Source organism: Virgibacillus sp. JSM 102003 (assembly GCF_041949995.1).
Lineage (GTDB): Bacteria > Bacillota > Bacilli > Bacillales > Amphibacillaceae > Lentibacillus.
In genome coordinates, this window is the sequence record NZ_JBHFQH010000015.1 from 39066 (window position 1) to 56016 (window position 16951).

Below are 16951 nucleotides of genomic sequence, written 5' to 3' on the forward strand. Positions count from 1 at the left end.
GCACCTTGGTAAATAACTGGTTATTCACGACTGCTTCTCTTACTTCTCTTAATAATAAAAAATATTGCCAGCCCAACAGCACCAAGGATGATGAGTACTGGTAAATTTCCGATAAAGAAGACGAACAAACTTGAGAAGGCTGATATAAGTACGTTAATACTTCTCATGAATTGTTGTTTTGTTTTTTCCCATGTATTTAAATCTTCCTTATTTATACTTGAAATGGTCACATTTTTTTCTTGAATATGGATCGTTACCGTTGCTAAGTCGGCTTTATTTTCCAGGTAATTCATTCGACCTGTTATTTCTTCAATCTCTCCTTGAACTTTTGCCAGATCATCTGAAATAGTTAACAGGTCTTCTGTCTTTTTTGCTTGTTCCATAAATGAAAGTAACCGTTTCTCGACAACACGTTTAGATTTCAATCGTGACTCCAAGTCGATATATTCCTCGGTAACGTCCTGTCCGGAAATCGAACTTTCTAAAACCTCACTGCTGCCATCTTCCACTAACTGTACAAATTCACGAAACTGCTCCTGGGGGATTCGTGCTGTTAGTTGCCCATTAGTTGAACCATCTTCAGACCCACCGTGCATGTTCGACTCCACTATATAGCCACCGCGGTCTTCTACCTGGGACTGAATATCATTTACTGCTTTTTGATAACGCTTGACTTCGATACGGAGATTAGCTGTGTAAATTATTTTTCGATTCACATCGATTGCTTCCCTGTTTTTGGGTGAAGCATCTTCCTCTTGTGAGCCGCTACCCTCACCTACAGCATCATCACCTGCGCCACTTGAAACACTGCTGTTTTCCTGGGAAGATTTCTCCTCCGTATTGCCATTTGCTTGGTCACTACTCGATTCACTGTCCCCCGCCTCATTGCTGCAGGCTGTAATTAGGGTACAAACACTGATAATCACGATAACACGGAATATATATCTAATATTGACCACCCCTTTTCTCTTTAAAACACAGACGGTATTTAATTGAAAAAGGTTACATCTTAAATCAGTTTAATCTTGCCGAAATTAAATAGACCTGCTCGTAGTCTGTAGCTCTTTTTAAATCCTCTTTCGTTTCAATATTCTCATAAATAGTTAATTCATTTTCTGCTGTATGTACAATAGTGGCAATGATTTTCTCTTCCCCTATTTCTATATTCGTTGGCGAGCTTATGCCTCCCCATCCCGAACTATCAAGCTTCTCCCTATCTTTTATCTCATTTGTAGCCTTTGCAGTTGTATATCCATTTTTTGTTATAACAGAAGTAATCCATTGCTCCTGATTTTCATCCTTTGGCCTTCGTAAAAATAACGTTCTTACAACGCCTTTTTGTTCTTTATCTGATATACGGGTAATAGATTTGGTTACCTGACTTTTATGCTTGCCATTTTCATAATAATCCACTTTTGTTTGAAGTTCTTTTACATCTTTATTATGTATATCAATATCAAATGCAATTGTCTTATAATCCGTTATATCTACAAATTGCCGTTCAAATTTTGTAAGTTCCGCCTCTTTAATTACAGCATCGGATTTTTCACCTGCTTCGTCTTCCTGTGAGCAAGAAGTAAGCAATAAAAGCATAAAAATGATTGCGATTGTAAAATATCTCATTTAATTCCCCTAACTACTATATTTATCTATGTCTATTATTTTAACTTTAAAACAATGAAAATTCCAAGTTAGAAAAAAGTAACCCGGGACAAATTTCTTGTCCGTGGTTACTTTGAATGGTTATTGGTATTTAGTTAGCCTATATTTTTAAATACATTAATTAAAAACAGAATCGCACCGACTACGACCATAATAGATCCAATAATCGTTAAAACGACGATTGAATGATTGGACGTTAATAGCATAATAAAAAGTGTACCTTGCATAAGCGGCAAACCAAGGTTGTGCAACCAGAAATGAATTGTTGCTAATTTCGTCTCACCAGCCTTTGGAAAACAATAATAAATAATTCCAAATAATGCCAAGGATACCCAACCCAATAAATTTAAATGTGCGTGAACAGAAGTGAAACTAAAATTTTCCGTAATGCCCATTGTAAGCCCTAAACAAACTCCTAAAACAAAGTATACTGCTGCAATTTTAAGAAACCGCGCGGCCATATGAATCCCCCTCCTTCACAGAATTATAGATAAATATATGTTTAAAAAATCGAATAATTCTTCGATAAATTAAGTGTGGGCTATGTTACAGTAATTCTATATTAAATATTGGGGTGTGAAATATTGAATCTATCAATCGTAAAAGCAAACACAACGTATACAGAAGCAATTGCTGATATATGTGCCGCAGGCTGGAAACAGACAGTAGCAGGAAAGTTAAGCGATGAATACCAAAAGAAAAATGTTGATTTTTGGTACAACCATGAAAAAGTTTATCATGACATAAACGCAGGGCTTTACTCACACGTAGCACTAGTCGACTCACAAGTTGCCGGTGTAATTGGTGGCGCTATGACTGGACCGAATGCTGGTGAGATATTTGTCCTTTATGTAGATGAGACGTATCGATATAACGGAATAGGTAGACGTCTTCTGGAAGCATTCACGGAACAGCAAATTGAAAGTGGCGCAACTGAGCAATGGGTATCGGTGCAGGAAGGAAATCAGCACGGCATCCCCTTTTATGAGGCAAGAGGCTTTGTTTATCAAAAGGAAAAAAATACAGTTACCGATACTGGTGAGAGACAAGTTTCTTTACGCTATTCGAGACAACTGTCCTAGTATATTACAGGAAGAAACACGAAACGGAACCAGGACACACTTTGCTGGCCAGACGGATCCTCGTTCCGTTATTTGTGACAAATCCCTTGTTTCAAGCTTAGCTTCGGATCCTCGTTCCGTTATTTGCCTTTTTTAACCTCATATTCCATTGATTTTGTACATTTAGCGGAACCAGGATCCGCTTCACCCCGATTAGACCAGCTTTTCTGCCAATTAGCGGAATGAGGATTCACTTCGCCCCTTGCCGAAGTGATCTGCATTTCAGAAGTTTCATTTTTTCACTCAAAATTTTTATAAATGTATAGTGGTAGTTTTATCCTTGAGAATTTTTACTTGCTATCTCACCAAAATCATTATACAATTATAAATAATTGATTGATCAATCATTTAAAGGAGGCATTACCTTGGCTAAACCAAGATCTAGTGAAAAGCGTAATATGATTTTTCAGGCTGGACTTCGCCTATTTGCTCAAAATGGTTACTCTAAAACAACTATCAAAGACATTTCCACAGAAGCTAATGTGAGCTTTGGCACCGTATTTACCTACTTTACGAACAAGGAAGAGCTTTTCCATCTTTGTGTAACAGAACCAATTGATGAGTTTAGAAATTACTTAATTGAACCTGAAACCTTAGAAAACTTTAACTTAGGTACGTTAAAGGAAATGGTAACTAAGCACCTTAACTTCTTTTTAGAGAAAGAAGATTACTTACGTGTGATTCAATATGTTATTGGGCAGCCGGAAAGATTCTCTGAGACGATGGAAGAATTGGACCAGTTTTCCGATGAATTCATGTCATTCATTCAGAATGTAGTTCAAACAGGCATGGAACAAGGTGTTCTACCGGAAAGTAATCCTGAAGAAGTTGGATATGGTTACCTCGCTTTTCTTATGGGGGCTCGGCTGACATTCACCGATTATCCAGGTGTACAATTAACCAATGCTTTAGGAAAACAGGCCTATCGATTGTTCGGAATTGGTATCTAGGAGGAAGTTAAATGAAACGATTCAGCTCTTTGCATAAATCTATTAAAATTCGCTTGTATTTGCAATTTGCTACTGTCCTGGCAAGTGCCACCATCATGCCTTACATCGCGGTTTATTTCACCGGATTAGTTGGCCCCAAAATAACCGGACTGCTTGTCGTACTTGTCATTTGCTCCGGTATCTTAGGTGGATTACTCGGTGGTTATTGGTCGGATCAGATTGGACGAAAAAAGCTTCTTGTCTTTGCTGAACTGGGTCTTGGTATTTCCTTTTTAGCAATTGCTTTCGTTAATTCTCCATGGACGGTAATGCCTTATGTCAGTTTTGCGTTCTTTTTAATAAACATGTTCTGTAATGGGATATATATTCCAGTTTCAACTTCCATGATTTACGATTTGGTACAAAAAGAAGATCGTACATTTGTTTTTACTGCCATATACTGGATTGCAAACTTGGGAACAGCACTCGGAACTATTACGGGGGCATTCCTATTTGAGGAATATCATTTTTATTTATTTATTTTTGTCGCTTCCATAGCACTTCTTTCTTCAATCATAACTTACTTTTATATCAGAGAGACATTCACCAAGAAGGTTGGAGCATCTGACAAGGCAGTAAAATCACCATCCATATGGTCCAATTATCAACATGTCTTAAAAGACCGGATTTATATTATTTTTCTGATTGGAACATTGTGTGTTGTCTCACTTGAAAGTCATCTGACTAATTATATAGCAGTTCATTTACAAAATACAGTTGAGGAAACTTCCCTGTTTGGGTTCATTACCATCGATGGGATAAATATGATAGGAATTTTGCACGCAGAAAACACATTACTTATCGTATTAGCAGTTGGTCTGGTAAGCTGGTTAATTAAAAAAACATCTGATTACAAGCGGCTTATCTATGGAATGGCACTCTACGTGTGCAGCTACGCTATTTTAAGTTACACTTCTGCTCCATTACTTTTGATTGGATTGATGGTATTCATTTCAATTGGTGAACTAATGTACGCTCCTGTTCGCCAAAGTTTGCTTGCTGATTTAGCAGACGAATCCCATCGAAGCTCCTACCTTGCGCTAAATAGTTTCATGGATCAAGGGACACTGATTATAGCAGGTGCTGTCATCACAATAGGAGGGATCTTGCCTGGATATATTATAAGCAGCGGCTTCCTGCTAGCAGGTATGACGGGTGTGTTTTTGATGGTTTATGTCGTGAATCAGCTAAAAAGAAATGAGCATGATCAGCAAAAGCAAACTGGATAACTCACTTCTTTTATGGATTCTTGTAGTGAACTTTAACGTGAAAGATGTGAAGCCTGATTAAAATCTTTTACATTCCACTTTTCTTCTTGGAAATAAATATTGCTTATACAGGCGTTTACCAGTTTGGTCTTTCCTGAACCTATCTCACCATCTGAAACAGTACCGAGAATAGAATTTATAACTGCGCCATGTGCTACAAGCAGAACCATACTACCATGGTACGATTGGTTTATTTCATGAATGCCTGTCATAATTCGTTCTTTAAATGACTGCTCGTCCTCCTGATTTGGAAATATTTTATCCGGAAATTTTTCTAGTCTCTCTTGTGGTGTCATCCCTTCAGCATCACCAAAAGATTTTTCCTTAAAAGCAGCCATTTCAGCAAAAGGGATATTCAATTTTTCATTTATAATTTCAGCCGTTTGCTTCGCTCTTGTCAATGGACTGGTAATAAGCACATCCCATTGCGAGGACTCTAAAAATGCAGCGCATTCCTCAGCCTGCAAAATACCTTTCCTATTCAAAGGTATATCCGTTGCTCCCTGCAGCTTTTGGGATGCGTTCCAATCTGTTTCTCCATGTCTAATTAAGCATATAGTAGTAATGTTAACTTCCTCCTTTATTTCCTGGTATGATTAAATGCCTCATTGATAAATCCTCTTTCCCATTATAACCTGAACATCATCCGTTGATATAACTGCAGCATTTTCCTTAATAACTTCCCACCCTTTGCTTATGTACAAATTTATAGCAGGATTGTTTTCTATCGGAGTTGTTAAAACGGATGTATTATGATCAATCTCGCTTAGTAATCTATCATGCAATTTCCGACCGACCCCCATGCGTCTTACATTGGCGTCTACTGCTAATTCAACAAACTCGAAACAATCAATTAACCATTCGATTTGTTGGTCTGACAATTGTGCTGCCAGCTTCTCACGGTAAAATTGACCTGGCAAGCTTGTATAGCCATATGTAAATCCAAGTAACGTTCCATTTTCATCTTTCGCCTTTAACCCCTTGAAACCTTCATAACTAGTATGTTTATTGATATTATTAGCAGCACTTTCAAAGTCCTGGGATGTATAGGTACCTCCTATAAACGTTTTACAGTAAAGGGCTGCAATTCTATGTAAATCTTCATCCTTTTTACCAAACTGCTTAATCATTATGTTATTAATCATTGAATCATTTCTCCCATATCGCCTTTGTATATGCAATGTTCATTCCTAATCGTTGCATATTAGTTTGGCTTGTACTACCAAATTCAGCCTGGCCTGCAACTAAACCCAACTTCATTGATTGTGCCTCATTGATTCGTTTTATAAGTAATGCAGTGTGAACGCCTTTATTTCTATAACCAGGTAAGGTCGCTGAAGCAGCTAGTGTAGCAGTTCCATTTTTAACAAAAAGCACTCCTATTCCTACTGGTTCACTCTTAACACTCGCTAAATAAAACTTCCAATTCTCATCATCATAAAGAACTCTGTTATTTTCTGCCACCCCACTCTTTACAAAGTTCGGCATTTGAAATCCTTTAACATATATTTCAGCAAAAATATCAAACTCATTTTTCTCTATTTTTCTAATAGAAATCTCCGAATTAAGTAAATCGTTATTATCTAAAGAAGGTGTTGAATATAGCGCTGTATGGAAACTTGTTTGGTAAAATCCCCTATGAGCTAATTTAAAAAATAATTCAGATGAAGCATGGGCAGGGGTTACTTCAAAACGACAAGGGATATTCTCTTTATCGTAAAAAGCAATTATTTCATCTAGCAAGTTAACATCCGTATAATGTAATCCTTTAACCGTATTAAAAGATGGCCCAGGAATATTTTTTACAGTAAATGCAGTTGCCATTCCAAAATTTTTAACTTCCACCTTCATCGGATTATTTTTTATATTTTTTATTGCTGTTAAACGTGAACTCATCGTATCGACTTCTGACTGCTCTATTGTTTTAGCGATATCTATATTCATAATTGGATTCAAATGTATCCCCCCTGCCTTCTGCCCTCTAATAAGTGATATCCGCTTTTGTTTCATATTTCAGCCCCAGCCCATCTTCAACAGTGACACGGAGTTCAACATTAGCTTCATCGCCTATCTTATCATTGAGATTGTAGGAGTTATGGTAGTTGATATTTTCCGTTAAAGAGTCGGAATGCATACCTTGATTTTTCTCTAATATATCAATTTCCTTAATCGGTTCTCCATTGACGTACAGATATGCTTTGGCACTTTTAACTTTTAAATCCTCTTTATTTTCTGCTGGCATAAGCTCCTGCTTCAAGCGGTTATGAATGTTGATATTCACGTCAAATTGTCCATCACCTCTTGGATGTAAAAAAGCATCAATCATGATCCGGTTGTCTAACTGTTCTTTAAATTCTAAGTTTAGCAAATCCTCGCTTCTTTTACCATCCGCTGAAGTCGCAATTACTTGTGTTTCATAATTTCCGTTCAATGGGAAAGTATGCTCTAGAGAATAGTTTAGCCCACCTTTATTTTTAACTTCAAGCTCCGTCCATTCTTGAGTACCTTCTTCTCGATATAAGAAAGCTAATTTCTCTTCATCGAGCAAGTCTCGAAAACTCCATTCTAAAATTACGTCAATTTTATTTTCCTCTAAGTCAACATTGCTAATCTTATATTCTTTTTCTGGTATCCATAATTGTTCTTGTAAAAATTTATCCATCTGTGAATTTACTTGCGAAGTTATGTTTCGCACCGAATTGTTTACATTCTGAATCTGACCTTGCATATTATCTAACGTCTGCAATCGATCCTCTACATTACTAATTTTAACGTAGTTTAATAGACTAATGATAACGAGAATTCCAATTGCTGCACTATAAATTATGTTTTGCTTTGACAAATCGCTACCTCCATATAAACCATTTCTTCAACGAGTTCCTTATTTGTGAATTGAATCTGCATCAACAATTCAATTAAGACCCTCCAAAAACATTTAATCCCCTCGAATATTCTCACCCATTGAATAAATGTTTCTCTCACCTGTATCTGTATTAGAAGTTTTGTATTGGCCGTAATTTGTGTTGGTTCGCTTTTTGCGTTTCAAATCAACTACAATACCAAAAATCAAAACCGGAAATATAAATACACCTAAGAAAATCACCCAGAACATATTTACTAACCCCTCCTATGATCAAGCAATTTTATTGAATAATCATAACGTCACTGTAAAAATTTACCGTATTTATCAATTACATCCGGATCTAACCCAGTAGTAGACTGAGCTTCCATTTGCATTGATTCGTTACACTTTTTACAGACATAGTGTGCTTTTGGATTCTTTTTAATTTTTTGGTACTGAGTATCTGAATAATCAATTGTATAATTCTTTTTGCAGAAAAAGCACTTTGTTTTTATCATTCTTACCCGCTCCCTATCCTGATTTTGCGATGTGCATTTATAAATATAAACACTTGGGTTTCAAGAGTCTTCATCCCCTTGAATACACACATATTTTTTATTAGTGTACTACTTGTTTAATAAGCTGTTCTGCAATATTAAGTGAATCCTGCTTATTTATTTCATCATTAAATACTACATTTAATTTGTACGAACTTTCTTCAATATTAATTGCAAATATTGCATGCTTATCGTCAGTTAAAGTTTGAACTTTTTCTCCTGAAATAGTTGTAACTTCAGAGTTAACTACTTGAGTTTCAGAGTTACTTACCTCAATATAAAAGTCATTCCTGCTGTCAGGGTTACCAAATAAAATATTCATGTTGTGCCCTTTTCTTAAAAGCTCTTTTTCTTCCTTAGTCAGCTCAGGTAAATTGTCTTTTTCAGTGGTATATCCTAATCGAACTCTCTTGTTCTCACCTACAGGAGGATATTCAATACTCACAAAGTTCATAACAAAGCCTTGAAATTTTGGAATTTCGACATTATATTTGACTTCATCATTAACCTGGCCCTGTATAGTTTGGGGTGAAGTCTGCTGGCTGCAGCCTGAAATTATAAGAATCACCATCATCGAAAATACAATTACTCTCAGCATCATCACTCCCTAAAGTTGAAGAACTCCTTACTATATATTTCGCTAATTATGTCCAAATTCCTTTAATCAAGTGAGTTGTTTCAATAGATGGGCACCCTAAAAAATAAATAACTTTTTTATTTTTAAAATGAATGTTTTATTCTTTTAATTCGTCTTATATATAGAAAAAAATTATGAAATGGGAGGACGGTGCCTCGTTGGATAAGTTTGTCGAACAATACCGGAACAACGAAATCGATAAAGAACAATTAATTCAAGAATTGATGACACATTACGGGTCACAGGTCACAAGATTGGCCTACTCCTATGTCAAAGATGTACAGACTGCTGAAAATATTGCACAGGATGTATTCATTAAATGTTTTAAAAAGATACATCATCTTAAGAAAGGTGCAGCTATTAAACCATGGATTAACAGCATCACGATTAACAAGTGCAAGGATCACTTTCGAAGCGGATGGTCAAAACATTTGCGTCTGAATGTAGACTTTTCTCAATTTATTAAAAGCACGGCTCCATCACCAGAAACTGAAATGGCAAAAAAGGATCAGCATGACGAACTTACTAAAGAAGTCCTTTCTCTTCCCGTTAAATACCGGGAAGTAATCATCTGTTATCACTTTCAAGAGCTTTCGATCAATGAAACCAGTGAACTGCTGAATGTTAAAGTGCCAACAGTCTCTTCAAGATTAAGAAGAGCTCGTCTAATGCTGAAAGAAAAACTGGAGGGGGACCATAAATGAAGGAAAGATTAAACGAATTCTCAAAAAAATCCAGCTTAAACAACATTGAGTTTTCTGAAGAGAGCCGTGAACAGGTGATGCAACATATCTCTAAGAAAAATAAAGTAAATGTATTTTCAATGTGGAACAAAAGAATCTTGAGCGCAGCAACACTCTTACTTTTATTAATGGTTCCGGCATATATCACATTTAATTCATTACAGGATAATGCAACAGATTCAAATGAAGATCTTTCTGGGCCAAGTGAAGATCCAAAGGTGCAGACAGTTGAACCAGAAAAACCACCACTCGAGGACTTGGAGAATCAGTATGAAAGCATGATCAAGCAAGAGTACAATGAACAACTAGAGGTAGTAAAGTATGACACGAAACAGGAACTGATTGATGCCTTCACCAAAATAATGAGTCAGGACTTAGCCGTACAAAGTGCAGATCAATTTTTCCGTGTCAACAATGGAGAACTATTTGTAAATGAGTCAGGAGGTCCAGCACTTATTGATTTTGATACCGAATATAACTTAACCAAAATTAGTGATAAGGAATACGAATTAACACAAACACAGGAAAGCCAACTCAGAGGGAATATCCGCCTGACCGTTACCTATCAATATCAGGAAGGCGGCTGGATTATCGCGGATAGGAACGTGGAATCCTTGGACAATTAATGATAATAATTTTAAAGCACCGCATTTGCGGTGCTTTTATAACTTACCAAGTCTATGATGAAACTTCCACAATTTCACTATTTTCAATTGGCTTTCCTTTATAAACTAAAGCCCCATGATTATTAGAATGAAGTGAAACTCTTATTTTATTTTTTCCTGGCTCCAGATAACCTAAATTAAAGTAATTTCCATATATGCGGTTTATCTTTTCACCATTTATGTATAGATGAACATGACCTTCATTATAGCTTGGAATTGCAGAGCCTACCTTTTCAGGTGCAAACGCAAAATGTTTTGTTTTGAGGTGCAAAAGCCATGTATTCGAACGATCTTGTGAAACTTTCAACTCTACAGAAGGTACTTTATATCCTTCTGGTATTTCAACCGGATTATGGGTTATATGTCCTTCACTATTGATTAAGTGCGAGTTCTGGTTTACAAAATAAAGAAATAATACTAAAAAGATTACTAAAAAGCCAGTAATACTCTTTATCTTTTTCACTCTTTTTCCTCTTTGATTAGATAATTCATACATACTAGTCACCTACTTTGATACTTGTGCTTTATAAGAAAACCAATAATTACAAGTAATGCTCCTATTGCTAAAAAACCTAAGTCGTATAGCAGAGGATTTTCAGCTACTGGTCTAACACGATGAACTTGTAATATATGGTGATCAATTATTCCTTCAACAATATTGAATACTCCACCTCCTATAAAGATGCCACTGCTAAAAATCACCCAACTATGGCCAAGTTTATTCTGTCTTGCATCCTGAAAAATTTTAACTCCACCCCAAATAAGCAAAGCCGAAAATGCAGCAGTAAATAAGCCGTCAGTAATAATTTCAAGCTTAATGTTAGGATTAAGTACCATATGATGCCATTGCAATAACTGATGAAAAACAATTCCATCTACAGCTCCCAGTAATCCCAATCCAAGAATTACAGCTGCTATGAATAAGTTTTTATCTTCTTTAGTCAAATAAATCATCCTTTAAATGGTGATTTGCTACTCCGATTAATGCCCAAAATGAAGAGGAATATACCATTTTACTGTAACTTTTAAAGGATGGGGTCAAACTTCATCGTGAATAACGATCCAAATAAAGAGCGCAATTCTCTCTTTAAGAATTGCGCCGAAATCTATATTTATTGATTACCAGCAGCTTCTTCAGCAGTTGACGTTGTTTCCTCATTTGAACCTTTAGCTGCTGAAGCTTCATGATAATACTTTTCTCTTTGTGAACCAAAGTGGTCGGCATTTCCACGGGATACATAGCTCTCAAGCATTGCCTTCAAATCCATTCCCGTTGTTTCTTTTAATGATTCCTGAATTCCGAGCATTGTTGACGTCACACTGTTAGTTATTTTTGACGTACCACCTTGTGAATTTTCACCGCCCATATCAATCACTTTCATATCCTGAATCTGTGATAGTGGAGCGGCAACTTTTTCAGCGTAGTCAGGCAATACATTGATAAGCATTTCTACAATTGCTGCTTCCCCATACTGCTCCATCGCTTTTGCCATGCGTTCTTTCGATTCAGCTTCTGCGATACCGCGCTGACGAATAACTTCTGCTTCTGACTCACCTTTAATCCGGCCTTTTTCTGCTTCTGCTTCAGCTGCTTTCGTCGTTTTATATGCTTCGGCATCAGCTATTGAGCGGCGGCGTTTGTTTTCTTCTTCCTCAAGTTCAACGGCACGCTGTTTTTCAATATATTGTACTTTAAGTTCTTCATCTTTTACCTGCTGGGCTAATTTTTGACGTTCCAGCTCACCAGCTTGCTCTGCATTTGCTCTTGCACGATTGGTTTCTTTTTCAAATTCAGCTTCCTTAATATCTTTGTCGTTCTTGGATTGGGCAATCGCTGTTAAACGGCGATTTTCTTCATCTTGTGCTTCCTGGTCATTTTGTGCCTGATAAATACGTGTTTCTTTCTCCGCATCAGATTCTGCTTGATCTGCAAGCTTCTGTACTTCCGCTATATGCGGGCGTCCTAATGCATCAATATAACCATTCTCAACATCAACATCTTCAACATCATTTAAGGCAAAAGATGTAATTTCAAAACCCATACCTTTAAGGTCTGCTTCGGCAATTTTCTTCACTTGCGTATTTACTTCTTTAAAATCGTTGTAAATCTTTTCGATCGAAAGTGAAGCAATAATCGCACGTAAATGCCCATTTAATACATCTCTTAGTTCAGCCTCACGTTCATTTTGCTTTTTACCGAGGAATTTTTCAGCAAAGTTAGCCATAATTGCTAACTCACTTCCAATACTGATGACAGCCGTGCTGACTACTCGAACTGGAATACCTTCCTTGGTGTATGCTTTCTCTGAATCAACTTTCAGCTGGAAGGATGTCAAATCAATTGGTGTAGCAGTTTGGAACATACGCAGACGATAGCCACCACCACGTATAATCTTAACCGAACGTCCATTTTCATCTTGGAACACATTTGTATCCTGCTCAGGGTCTCCAAGCTTTGGCCCTGTTACGATAAGTGCCTCATTAGAACTTGCCGTTTTATAGCGCAGTCTAAAAATAAAAAATGCTATTGCTCCTGCAATAATAGCAACAACACCAATAATTGCTAAAATCATTAAAAATAATGCATCTTGAAACATGTAAAAAATCCGCTCCCTTATAAATATTTATGATTCAATCCACTATGGATATATTACAGTACGATTACATTTATATAAAGTTTCAATATTTTAATAATTTGTTCTTTTAGTAAGAATACAACTTGCATAACACTTCTTTCTCCAACTCGCTCCAAACGTGTAATTTAAGTTATTTCTGATTCTTTCTTCAGAGATGTAAATAGATGTATTGCTTCTTTGGAATATCCTTGGTTTAAAATGGTGAAACCTTTGACATAGCGATCCGTAACAATTATTTAACAAAATTTATGAGCAAAATTTATGACAATATAAGAATAAAATTATATAATGCTTTTATAATATAATTCTCTTGGGAATAATTTTAACAGCAAAGTTGTCATTATAGAGTTCGAGATTAACACGAGTTATGAGTACACAATCTCTATTCAAAATTCGTGAAATGGTCGCTCTTTGCTGCCAACGTTTCGTTGTTAGCAAGACCTTACCAGATAAGTTGGTTGGGTCTATTTTTAGCAGTTAATAAGTTATAAACCAAAATGTAAGGAGAGATGTTTGGTTATGAATAGTTTCATGATGAATAATATGCCTGCCTTTATTGAAAAGGAAATACAGACAATTACCGATATAGTTAAGCCACAGTTGAAAAAGACTTCAAGATACCTTTTAATTGCGATACCGTTACTGGCAATTTCATTTACGAATCTGATTTTGTTATTAATCGTAGGCGGATGGAATATGGACAATATGTTTTATCTAGGGTTATACGCTTTGATGGGTGCAGTTGGTATTGCATTATATAAAGAATCGAAACATGTTAAAAAAGAAATGCAACAGATTAGCATGGAGCATATCATTGAAAGAATCAATAAAAGTGAGCATATGAATGATTATGCCAAGAATGAATACGTTCAGAACATTAAGGCTAAACCCAAATTCGGGTTCCACACCTTTTTAACCTTCTTAACGGAAGAAGATCAGCGTAGACAACGAATAATGGAAAATTAATTTTTCGAGAACCTTTAATTGTTAAAGGTTCTTTTTTTCGGCAGATAGGAAACCACCATGGCTGCTATCATGATAATTATTTTCATATAGAAAGTTTGAGGTTAGCGGACACCAGGGACCTTATTTGGCAAAAATCCACGAAAATGGTGCTGTTTGCGGACACCAAGGACCTTATTTCACACAAATACAGTCAAACAACAATGATATTTGTATAATAAGGGCTTCTGTGTCCGATAACTTCGAGAAAGTCACTTTTTTATTGAAATAGCGTCTCCTGTGTCCGCCAAATTAAGTTATAGAGGCATTTTCAAACAAAAGTATAAATACATTCTTACTGCATAAGTGCAACTAAGGCTTATCTATATTAAAGATTGCACTCCAGAGTATAAGGAGTTCTAAGAAAGCCAAATACGCTTTCATAAGAACCCCTTTAACGATAAGCCAAGTTTTCTAATGAAAAGATTGCATGTTATACCATGCCAAAGCACTTCTTTCTGTTTTTATGACAAATTCTGCTTTTCCATTTATGTAGGACTCCATATCATATGGGTGCTGATCCATAAGATTACGCTTTAAGGTACCGTACTCTTTTGCCACGTCTTGGTGAGCACGTAGGTAATCCCTAAATGCCAGATGTCGGTCAATGTGTGGGCTCCCTAATTCAAATACATGAATATGGTGTGTTCGATTATCTCCACCCTTCTGAAAATAACGGCGACCTGCTATTCCATACTCTCCTTTTGCTTCATATCCGATGCTTTCCATTGATCTGTTACAGGAATCAACCTCACTGATGTTATTAACAACTGGCATGATGTCAATCACTGGTTTTGCTTCAAGTCCCTGTATTGACGTACTGCCAATATGATGGATTTCTAAAACCTCTTGGCCAAGAATTGTCCTTAATTTTTCCGCTTCTTCTTTAAACATCAATGGCCACTGATCATTATATGGCGTGACTTCTACCTTTCTCATTAAGATACACGTGTGCCATTCTCGACAGGTTCGTCTGGCCTCAGAAGTACCACATCATCTTTACCCGGAATACCACCTATCACCAAGACCTCAGACTTAAAGCCCGCCACCCGCATTGGGGGAAAGTTCACTACTCCTGCTACCTGACGTCCAACTAGCTGTTCAGGTTCATAACGATGTGTGATTTGTGCAGAAGATTGCTTTATGCCTATTTCGCCAAAATCAACCTCCAACTTAATTGCCGGTTTTCTTGCTTCAAGGAAAGGGGATGCTCTCACTACAGTCCCAATGCGTATATCCAGTTCCATAAAATCTTCAATTGTTGCCAAAGTTAATACCTCCAGTTATTTTTTATCTAACTACTATTTATTTTATCCATAATTAAGCGAATAGAAGCAGATTAATTATCTTTGTCATCGGAACTCCGATTATCATCTGTTTTCCCCAGAAAGTATTAGCAAACTTGGCTTATCGCCAAGCCTTAATGGCGAAAGCCTTAGTTGCACTTATGCAGTAAGAAAGGATTTATACTTTCTTAACTGCGAGAAAACCTGCTGATGAAAGAATAGCTAAAACTGCTATTATAAAGCCCATTACCACTTCCTCCTATAAAAATATATCTTCGAGCTGTTTTTTATTTGTAACAACAATTGTCTTATTACAATACATTCCATACTTTTCAAAGAAGTTGGGCTTTCCGTTTTCTTCAAATCGTCTGTTCCATTTAAACATTTTGAAAAATATTTTAAGCGTTGGCGTATAATTTGATGTTTCTAAGCCAAGTTTTTGTAAGATAAACCGCTTCATAATTCGATAACTCCTGGTCGCATAACTTGTATCTAAAAAAATAATCATGTCTGCATTTTGAAAACTTTTCGATACCCACTCTTCGTTATGAACACCTTCAATTATCCAAGCATCCGAATTGACTAGAGTATTTAAATATTCTTCTCTTTCTTTTTCAGATCGTATTATATCTCCAGCTTTGTGTCTTTTCCATACAACATTATCCAATTCGTAAAAAGGAACTTCTAATTTAGCTGCTAATTTTTTGGCTAATGTCGTCTTTCCACTTCCAACTGAGCCTATAATGTGTATTTTATTAGAGAGGTTTTTGGTTTCCATATTTTTTTGCACCTGCTTTTATTGTTTTAGGTACAATACCCGATACTCTTCATCATAATAATTATCATTGATAATGAGTGCGCGTTTTTCCGTGCCGAAGACTTTGAAGCCTAGTTTACTATATAGCCTCTTTGCACTTTCGTTCGATGTTACAACCGTTAAATTAAGATTTTCTATTGTTTTCATTGATTTTGCCTGGTTGATTGCTTCTAATAAAATTTCATTACCAACACCTAATCCGCGCATTCTGGGGCTCACATACATTGCTAATATGTTTGCTTTATGTTTTAGTTTTAACGGCGTTTCCTGAAGTAATGTAACCACACCAATTAGTTCATTATTATGGAATGCTCCAAATGTAAAGCTTCCCTCTTTTGATAGGTTTTTTGCTACACCTTCGACTGGATTTTCTCTGAGTATTGCCTCTTCATAGCTTGTAGCAAACGCCTCTGGATTTTGTTCTAATGCTTCTAATCTTAAATCCCAATACTTTTTTGCATCTGATGCATCTAATAATCTAATATCCATAAGTTCTCCTTAGACGATTTTTAGTTACATAGCCCCTCCACCACCGAATGGGCGTCTCCCTCTTTCTTTTTCAACTGCAATTTCCGTTTCTTTTTCCTGTTTTGTCTTTTCACGATGCGGATTATTACGACGTCTTTTCTTTTTACGTTTGTCGAGAAAAATCATGAAAAAAATAAATATAACCAAGAATATTCCCCATAGGACATTTGAAAGCACTCTATCACCCCATAACTTTTA

The 16951-nt window shown here is 36.3% G+C and carries 24 protein-coding genes; 6 read left to right on the forward strand and 18 right to left on the reverse strand.

The features are described 5' to 3' along the window. Positions 1–20: 20 nt before the first annotated feature. The 3 genes from ACE1TG_RS15685 to ACE1TG_RS15695 all read right to left on the reverse strand — a co-directional run bounded on the left by ACE1TG_RS15685 (position 21) and on the right by ACE1TG_RS15695 (position 2123). Entirely contained in the window at positions 21–926 is a 906-nt protein-coding gene (locus ACE1TG_RS15685; protein ID WP_375053363.1) for a DUF4349 domain-containing protein, read from the reverse strand. 88 nt (positions 927–1014) lie between these two features. After that, positions 1015–1623: a hypothetical protein gene (locus tag ACE1TG_RS15690; protein WP_375053364.1), complete on the reverse strand. Its 609-nt coding sequence runs from the start codon at positions 1621–1623 to the stop codon at positions 1015–1017. Between the two features lie 134 nt (positions 1624–1757). After that, positions 1758–2123 carry a cytochrome-c oxidase gene (locus ACE1TG_RS15695; protein WP_375053365.1) on the reverse strand — a complete coding sequence of 122 codons (366 nt, stop codon included), beginning with the start codon at positions 2121–2123 and terminating at the stop codon, positions 1758–1760. A gap of 123 nt (positions 2124–2246) precedes the next feature. On the opposite strand from ACE1TG_RS15695, the gene ACE1TG_RS15700 reads away from it, so the two are divergent. The 3 genes from ACE1TG_RS15700 (at position 2247) to ACE1TG_RS15710 (ending at position 5001) form a co-directional block, all read left to right on the forward strand. Continuing rightward, a complete protein-coding gene (locus ACE1TG_RS15700) occupies positions 2247–2744 on the forward strand; it encodes a GNAT family N-acetyltransferase (RefSeq protein ID WP_375053366.1) in 498 nt (165 codons plus the stop codon). A gap of 404 nt (positions 2745–3148) precedes the next feature. Beyond that, positions 3149–3733 (forward strand): TetR/AcrR family transcriptional regulator, encoded by a 585-nt coding sequence (locus tag ACE1TG_RS15705; RefSeq protein WP_375053367.1) that lies wholly within the window; start codon positions 3149–3151, stop codon positions 3731–3733. Between the two features lie 11 nt (positions 3734–3744). Further along, positions 3745–5001, forward strand: coding sequence for an MFS transporter (locus ACE1TG_RS15710; RefSeq protein ID WP_375053368.1), 1257 nt, complete (start codon positions 3745–3747; stop codon positions 4999–5001). A gap of 32 nt (positions 5002–5033) precedes the next feature. Here ACE1TG_RS15710 and ACE1TG_RS15715 read toward each other — a convergent pair whose 3' ends face one another. The 7 genes from ACE1TG_RS15715 to ACE1TG_RS15745 all read right to left on the reverse strand — a co-directional run bounded on the left by ACE1TG_RS15715 (position 5034) and on the right by ACE1TG_RS15745 (position 9040). Continuing rightward, complete coding sequence (locus tag ACE1TG_RS15715; protein WP_375053447.1) at positions 5034–5624, reverse strand: histidine phosphatase family protein; 591 nt, start codon at positions 5622–5624, stop codon at positions 5034–5036. A gap of 21 nt (positions 5625–5645) precedes the next feature. Continuing rightward, entirely contained in the window at positions 5646–6185 is a 540-nt protein-coding gene (locus tag ACE1TG_RS15720; protein WP_375053369.1) for a GNAT family N-acetyltransferase, read from the reverse strand. 4 nt (positions 6186–6189) lie between these two features. Next, positions 6190–6996 carry a GNAT family N-acetyltransferase gene (locus ACE1TG_RS15725; protein WP_375053370.1) on the reverse strand — a complete coding sequence of 269 codons (807 nt, stop codon included), beginning with the start codon at positions 6994–6996 and terminating at the stop codon, positions 6190–6192. Positions 6997–7021: 25 nt separating this feature from the next. Beyond that, the gene (locus ACE1TG_RS15730) at positions 7022–7882 is read right to left on the reverse strand and encodes a hypothetical protein (RefSeq protein WP_375053371.1); all 861 of its coding nucleotides are present in this window, start codon (positions 7880–7882) and stop codon (positions 7022–7024) included. A 93-nt stretch (positions 7883–7975) separates the two neighbouring features. Beyond that, positions 7976–8152, reverse strand: coding sequence for a hypothetical protein (locus ACE1TG_RS15735; RefSeq protein ID WP_375053372.1), 177 nt, complete (start codon positions 8150–8152; stop codon positions 7976–7978). Positions 8153–8202: 50 nt separating this feature from the next. Beyond that, entirely contained in the window at positions 8203–8400 is a 198-nt protein-coding gene (locus tag ACE1TG_RS15740) for a DUF2197 domain-containing protein (protein WP_375053373.1), read from the reverse strand. Between the two features lie 100 nt (positions 8401–8500). After that, positions 8501–9040 (reverse strand): hypothetical protein, encoded by a 540-nt coding sequence (locus ACE1TG_RS15745; protein ID WP_375053374.1) that lies wholly within the window; start codon positions 9038–9040, stop codon positions 8501–8503. A gap of 194 nt (positions 9041–9234) precedes the next feature. Here ACE1TG_RS15745 and ACE1TG_RS15750 point away from each other — a divergent pair, with 194 nt between their 5' ends. Beyond that, entirely contained in the window at positions 9235–9780 is a 546-nt protein-coding gene (locus ACE1TG_RS15750; protein ID WP_375053375.1) for a sigma-70 family RNA polymerase sigma factor, read from the forward strand. Then, positions 9777–10445 carry a hypothetical protein gene (locus ACE1TG_RS15755; RefSeq protein WP_375053376.1) on the forward strand — a complete coding sequence of 223 codons (669 nt, stop codon included), beginning with the start codon at positions 9777–9779 and terminating at the stop codon, positions 10443–10445. The genes ACE1TG_RS15750 and ACE1TG_RS15755 overlap by 4 nt, the downstream gene beginning before the upstream one ends. Before the next feature lie 52 nt (positions 10446–10497). Here the strand turns inward: ACE1TG_RS15755 and ACE1TG_RS15760 are convergent, their stop codons facing one another. From ACE1TG_RS15760 to ACE1TG_RS15770, 3 genes are all read right to left on the reverse strand, one after another. Continuing rightward, the gene (locus ACE1TG_RS15760; RefSeq protein WP_375053377.1) at positions 10498–10947 is read right to left on the reverse strand and encodes a hypothetical protein; all 450 of its coding nucleotides are present in this window, start codon (positions 10945–10947) and stop codon (positions 10498–10500) included. A gap of 38 nt (positions 10948–10985) precedes the next feature. Then, positions 10986–11429, reverse strand: a complete 444-nt coding sequence (locus tag ACE1TG_RS15765) for a DUF2243 domain-containing protein (RefSeq protein WP_375053378.1) — start codon at positions 11427–11429, stop codon at positions 10986–10988. A gap of 167 nt (positions 11430–11596) precedes the next feature. After that, positions 11597–13081, reverse strand: a complete 1485-nt coding sequence (locus tag ACE1TG_RS15770) for a flotillin family protein (RefSeq protein WP_375053379.1) — start codon at positions 13079–13081, stop codon at positions 11597–11599. A 570-nt stretch (positions 13082–13651) separates the two neighbouring features. On the opposite strand from ACE1TG_RS15770, the gene ACE1TG_RS15775 reads away from it, so the two are divergent. Further along, positions 13652–14086: a DUF5392 family protein gene (locus tag ACE1TG_RS15775; protein WP_375053380.1), complete on the forward strand. Its 435-nt coding sequence runs from the start codon at positions 13652–13654 to the stop codon at positions 14084–14086. Between the two features lie 450 nt (positions 14087–14536). Here ACE1TG_RS15775 and ACE1TG_RS15780 read toward each other — a convergent pair whose 3' ends face one another. The 5 genes from ACE1TG_RS15780 to ACE1TG_RS15800 form a co-directional block, all read right to left on the reverse strand. After that, positions 14537–15061 carry a GrpB family protein gene (locus ACE1TG_RS15780; RefSeq protein WP_375053381.1) on the reverse strand — a complete coding sequence of 175 codons (525 nt, stop codon included), beginning with the start codon at positions 15059–15061 and terminating at the stop codon, positions 14537–14539. After that, complete coding sequence (csaA, locus tag ACE1TG_RS15785) at positions 15061–15390, reverse strand: chaperone CsaA (protein WP_375053382.1); 330 nt, start codon at positions 15388–15390, stop codon at positions 15061–15063. Before csaA ends, ACE1TG_RS15780 begins: the two co-directional genes overlap by 1 nt. A 277-nt stretch (positions 15391–15667) precedes the next feature. Then, on the reverse strand, positions 15668–16186 hold the full coding sequence (locus ACE1TG_RS15790; protein ID WP_375053383.1) for a shikimate kinase: 519 nt from the start codon (positions 16184–16186) through the stop codon (positions 15668–15670). 18 nt (positions 16187–16204) lie between these two features. Beyond that, positions 16205–16714, reverse strand: a complete 510-nt coding sequence (locus ACE1TG_RS15795; protein WP_375053384.1) for a GNAT family N-acetyltransferase — start codon at positions 16712–16714, stop codon at positions 16205–16207. A gap of 24 nt (positions 16715–16738) precedes the next feature. Further along, positions 16739–16900, reverse strand: coding sequence for a hypothetical protein (locus ACE1TG_RS15800; protein WP_375053385.1), 162 nt, complete (start codon positions 16898–16900; stop codon positions 16739–16741). Positions 16901–16951: the final 51 nt, after the last annotated feature.

Coding starts and splice junctions, on each gene's coding strand:
- ACE1TG_RS15690 (WP_375053364.1), bottom strand. CDS start 1,623: ATGAGATATTTTACAATCGCAATCATTTTTATGCTTTTATTGCTTACT.
- ACE1TG_RS15745 (WP_375053374.1), bottom strand. CDS start 9,040: ATGATGCTGAGAGTAATTGTATTTTCGATGATGGTGATTCTTATAATT.
- ACE1TG_RS15780 (WP_375053381.1), bottom strand. CDS start 15,061: ATGAGAAAGGTAGAAGTCACGCCATATAATGATCAGTGGCCATTGATG.
- ACE1TG_RS15795 (WP_375053384.1), bottom strand. CDS start 16,714: ATGGATATTAGATTATTAGATGCATCAGATGCAAAAAAGTATTGGGAT.
- ACE1TG_RS15770 (WP_375053379.1), bottom strand. CDS start 13,081: ATGTTTCAAGATGCATTATTTTTAATGATTTTAGCAATTATTGGTGTT.
- ACE1TG_RS15790 (WP_375053383.1), bottom strand. CDS start 16,186: ATGGAAACCAAAAACCTCTCTAATAAAATACACATTATAGGCTCAGTT.
- ACE1TG_RS15710 (WP_375053368.1), top strand. CDS start 3,745: ATGAAACGATTCAGCTCTTTGCATAAATCTATTAAAATTCGCTTGTAT.
- ACE1TG_RS15720 (WP_375053369.1), bottom strand. CDS start 6,185: ATGATTAATAACATAATGATTAAGCAGTTTGGTAAAAAGGATGAAGAT.
- ACE1TG_RS15775 (WP_375053380.1), top strand. CDS start 13,652: ATGATGAATAATATGCCTGCCTTTATTGAAAAGGAAATACAGACAATT.
- ACE1TG_RS15735 (WP_375053372.1), bottom strand. CDS start 8,152: ATGTTCTGGGTGATTTTCTTAGGTGTATTTATATTTCCGGTTTTGATT.
- ACE1TG_RS15740 (WP_375053373.1), bottom strand. CDS start 8,400: ATGATAAAAACAAAGTGCTTTTTCTGCAAAAAGAATTATACAATTGAT.
- ACE1TG_RS15755 (WP_375053376.1), top strand. CDS start 9,777: ATGAAGGAAAGATTAAACGAATTCTCAAAAAAATCCAGCTTAAACAAC.
- ACE1TG_RS15695 (WP_375053365.1), bottom strand. CDS start 2,123: ATGGCCGCGCGGTTTCTTAAAATTGCAGCAGTATACTTTGTTTTAGGA.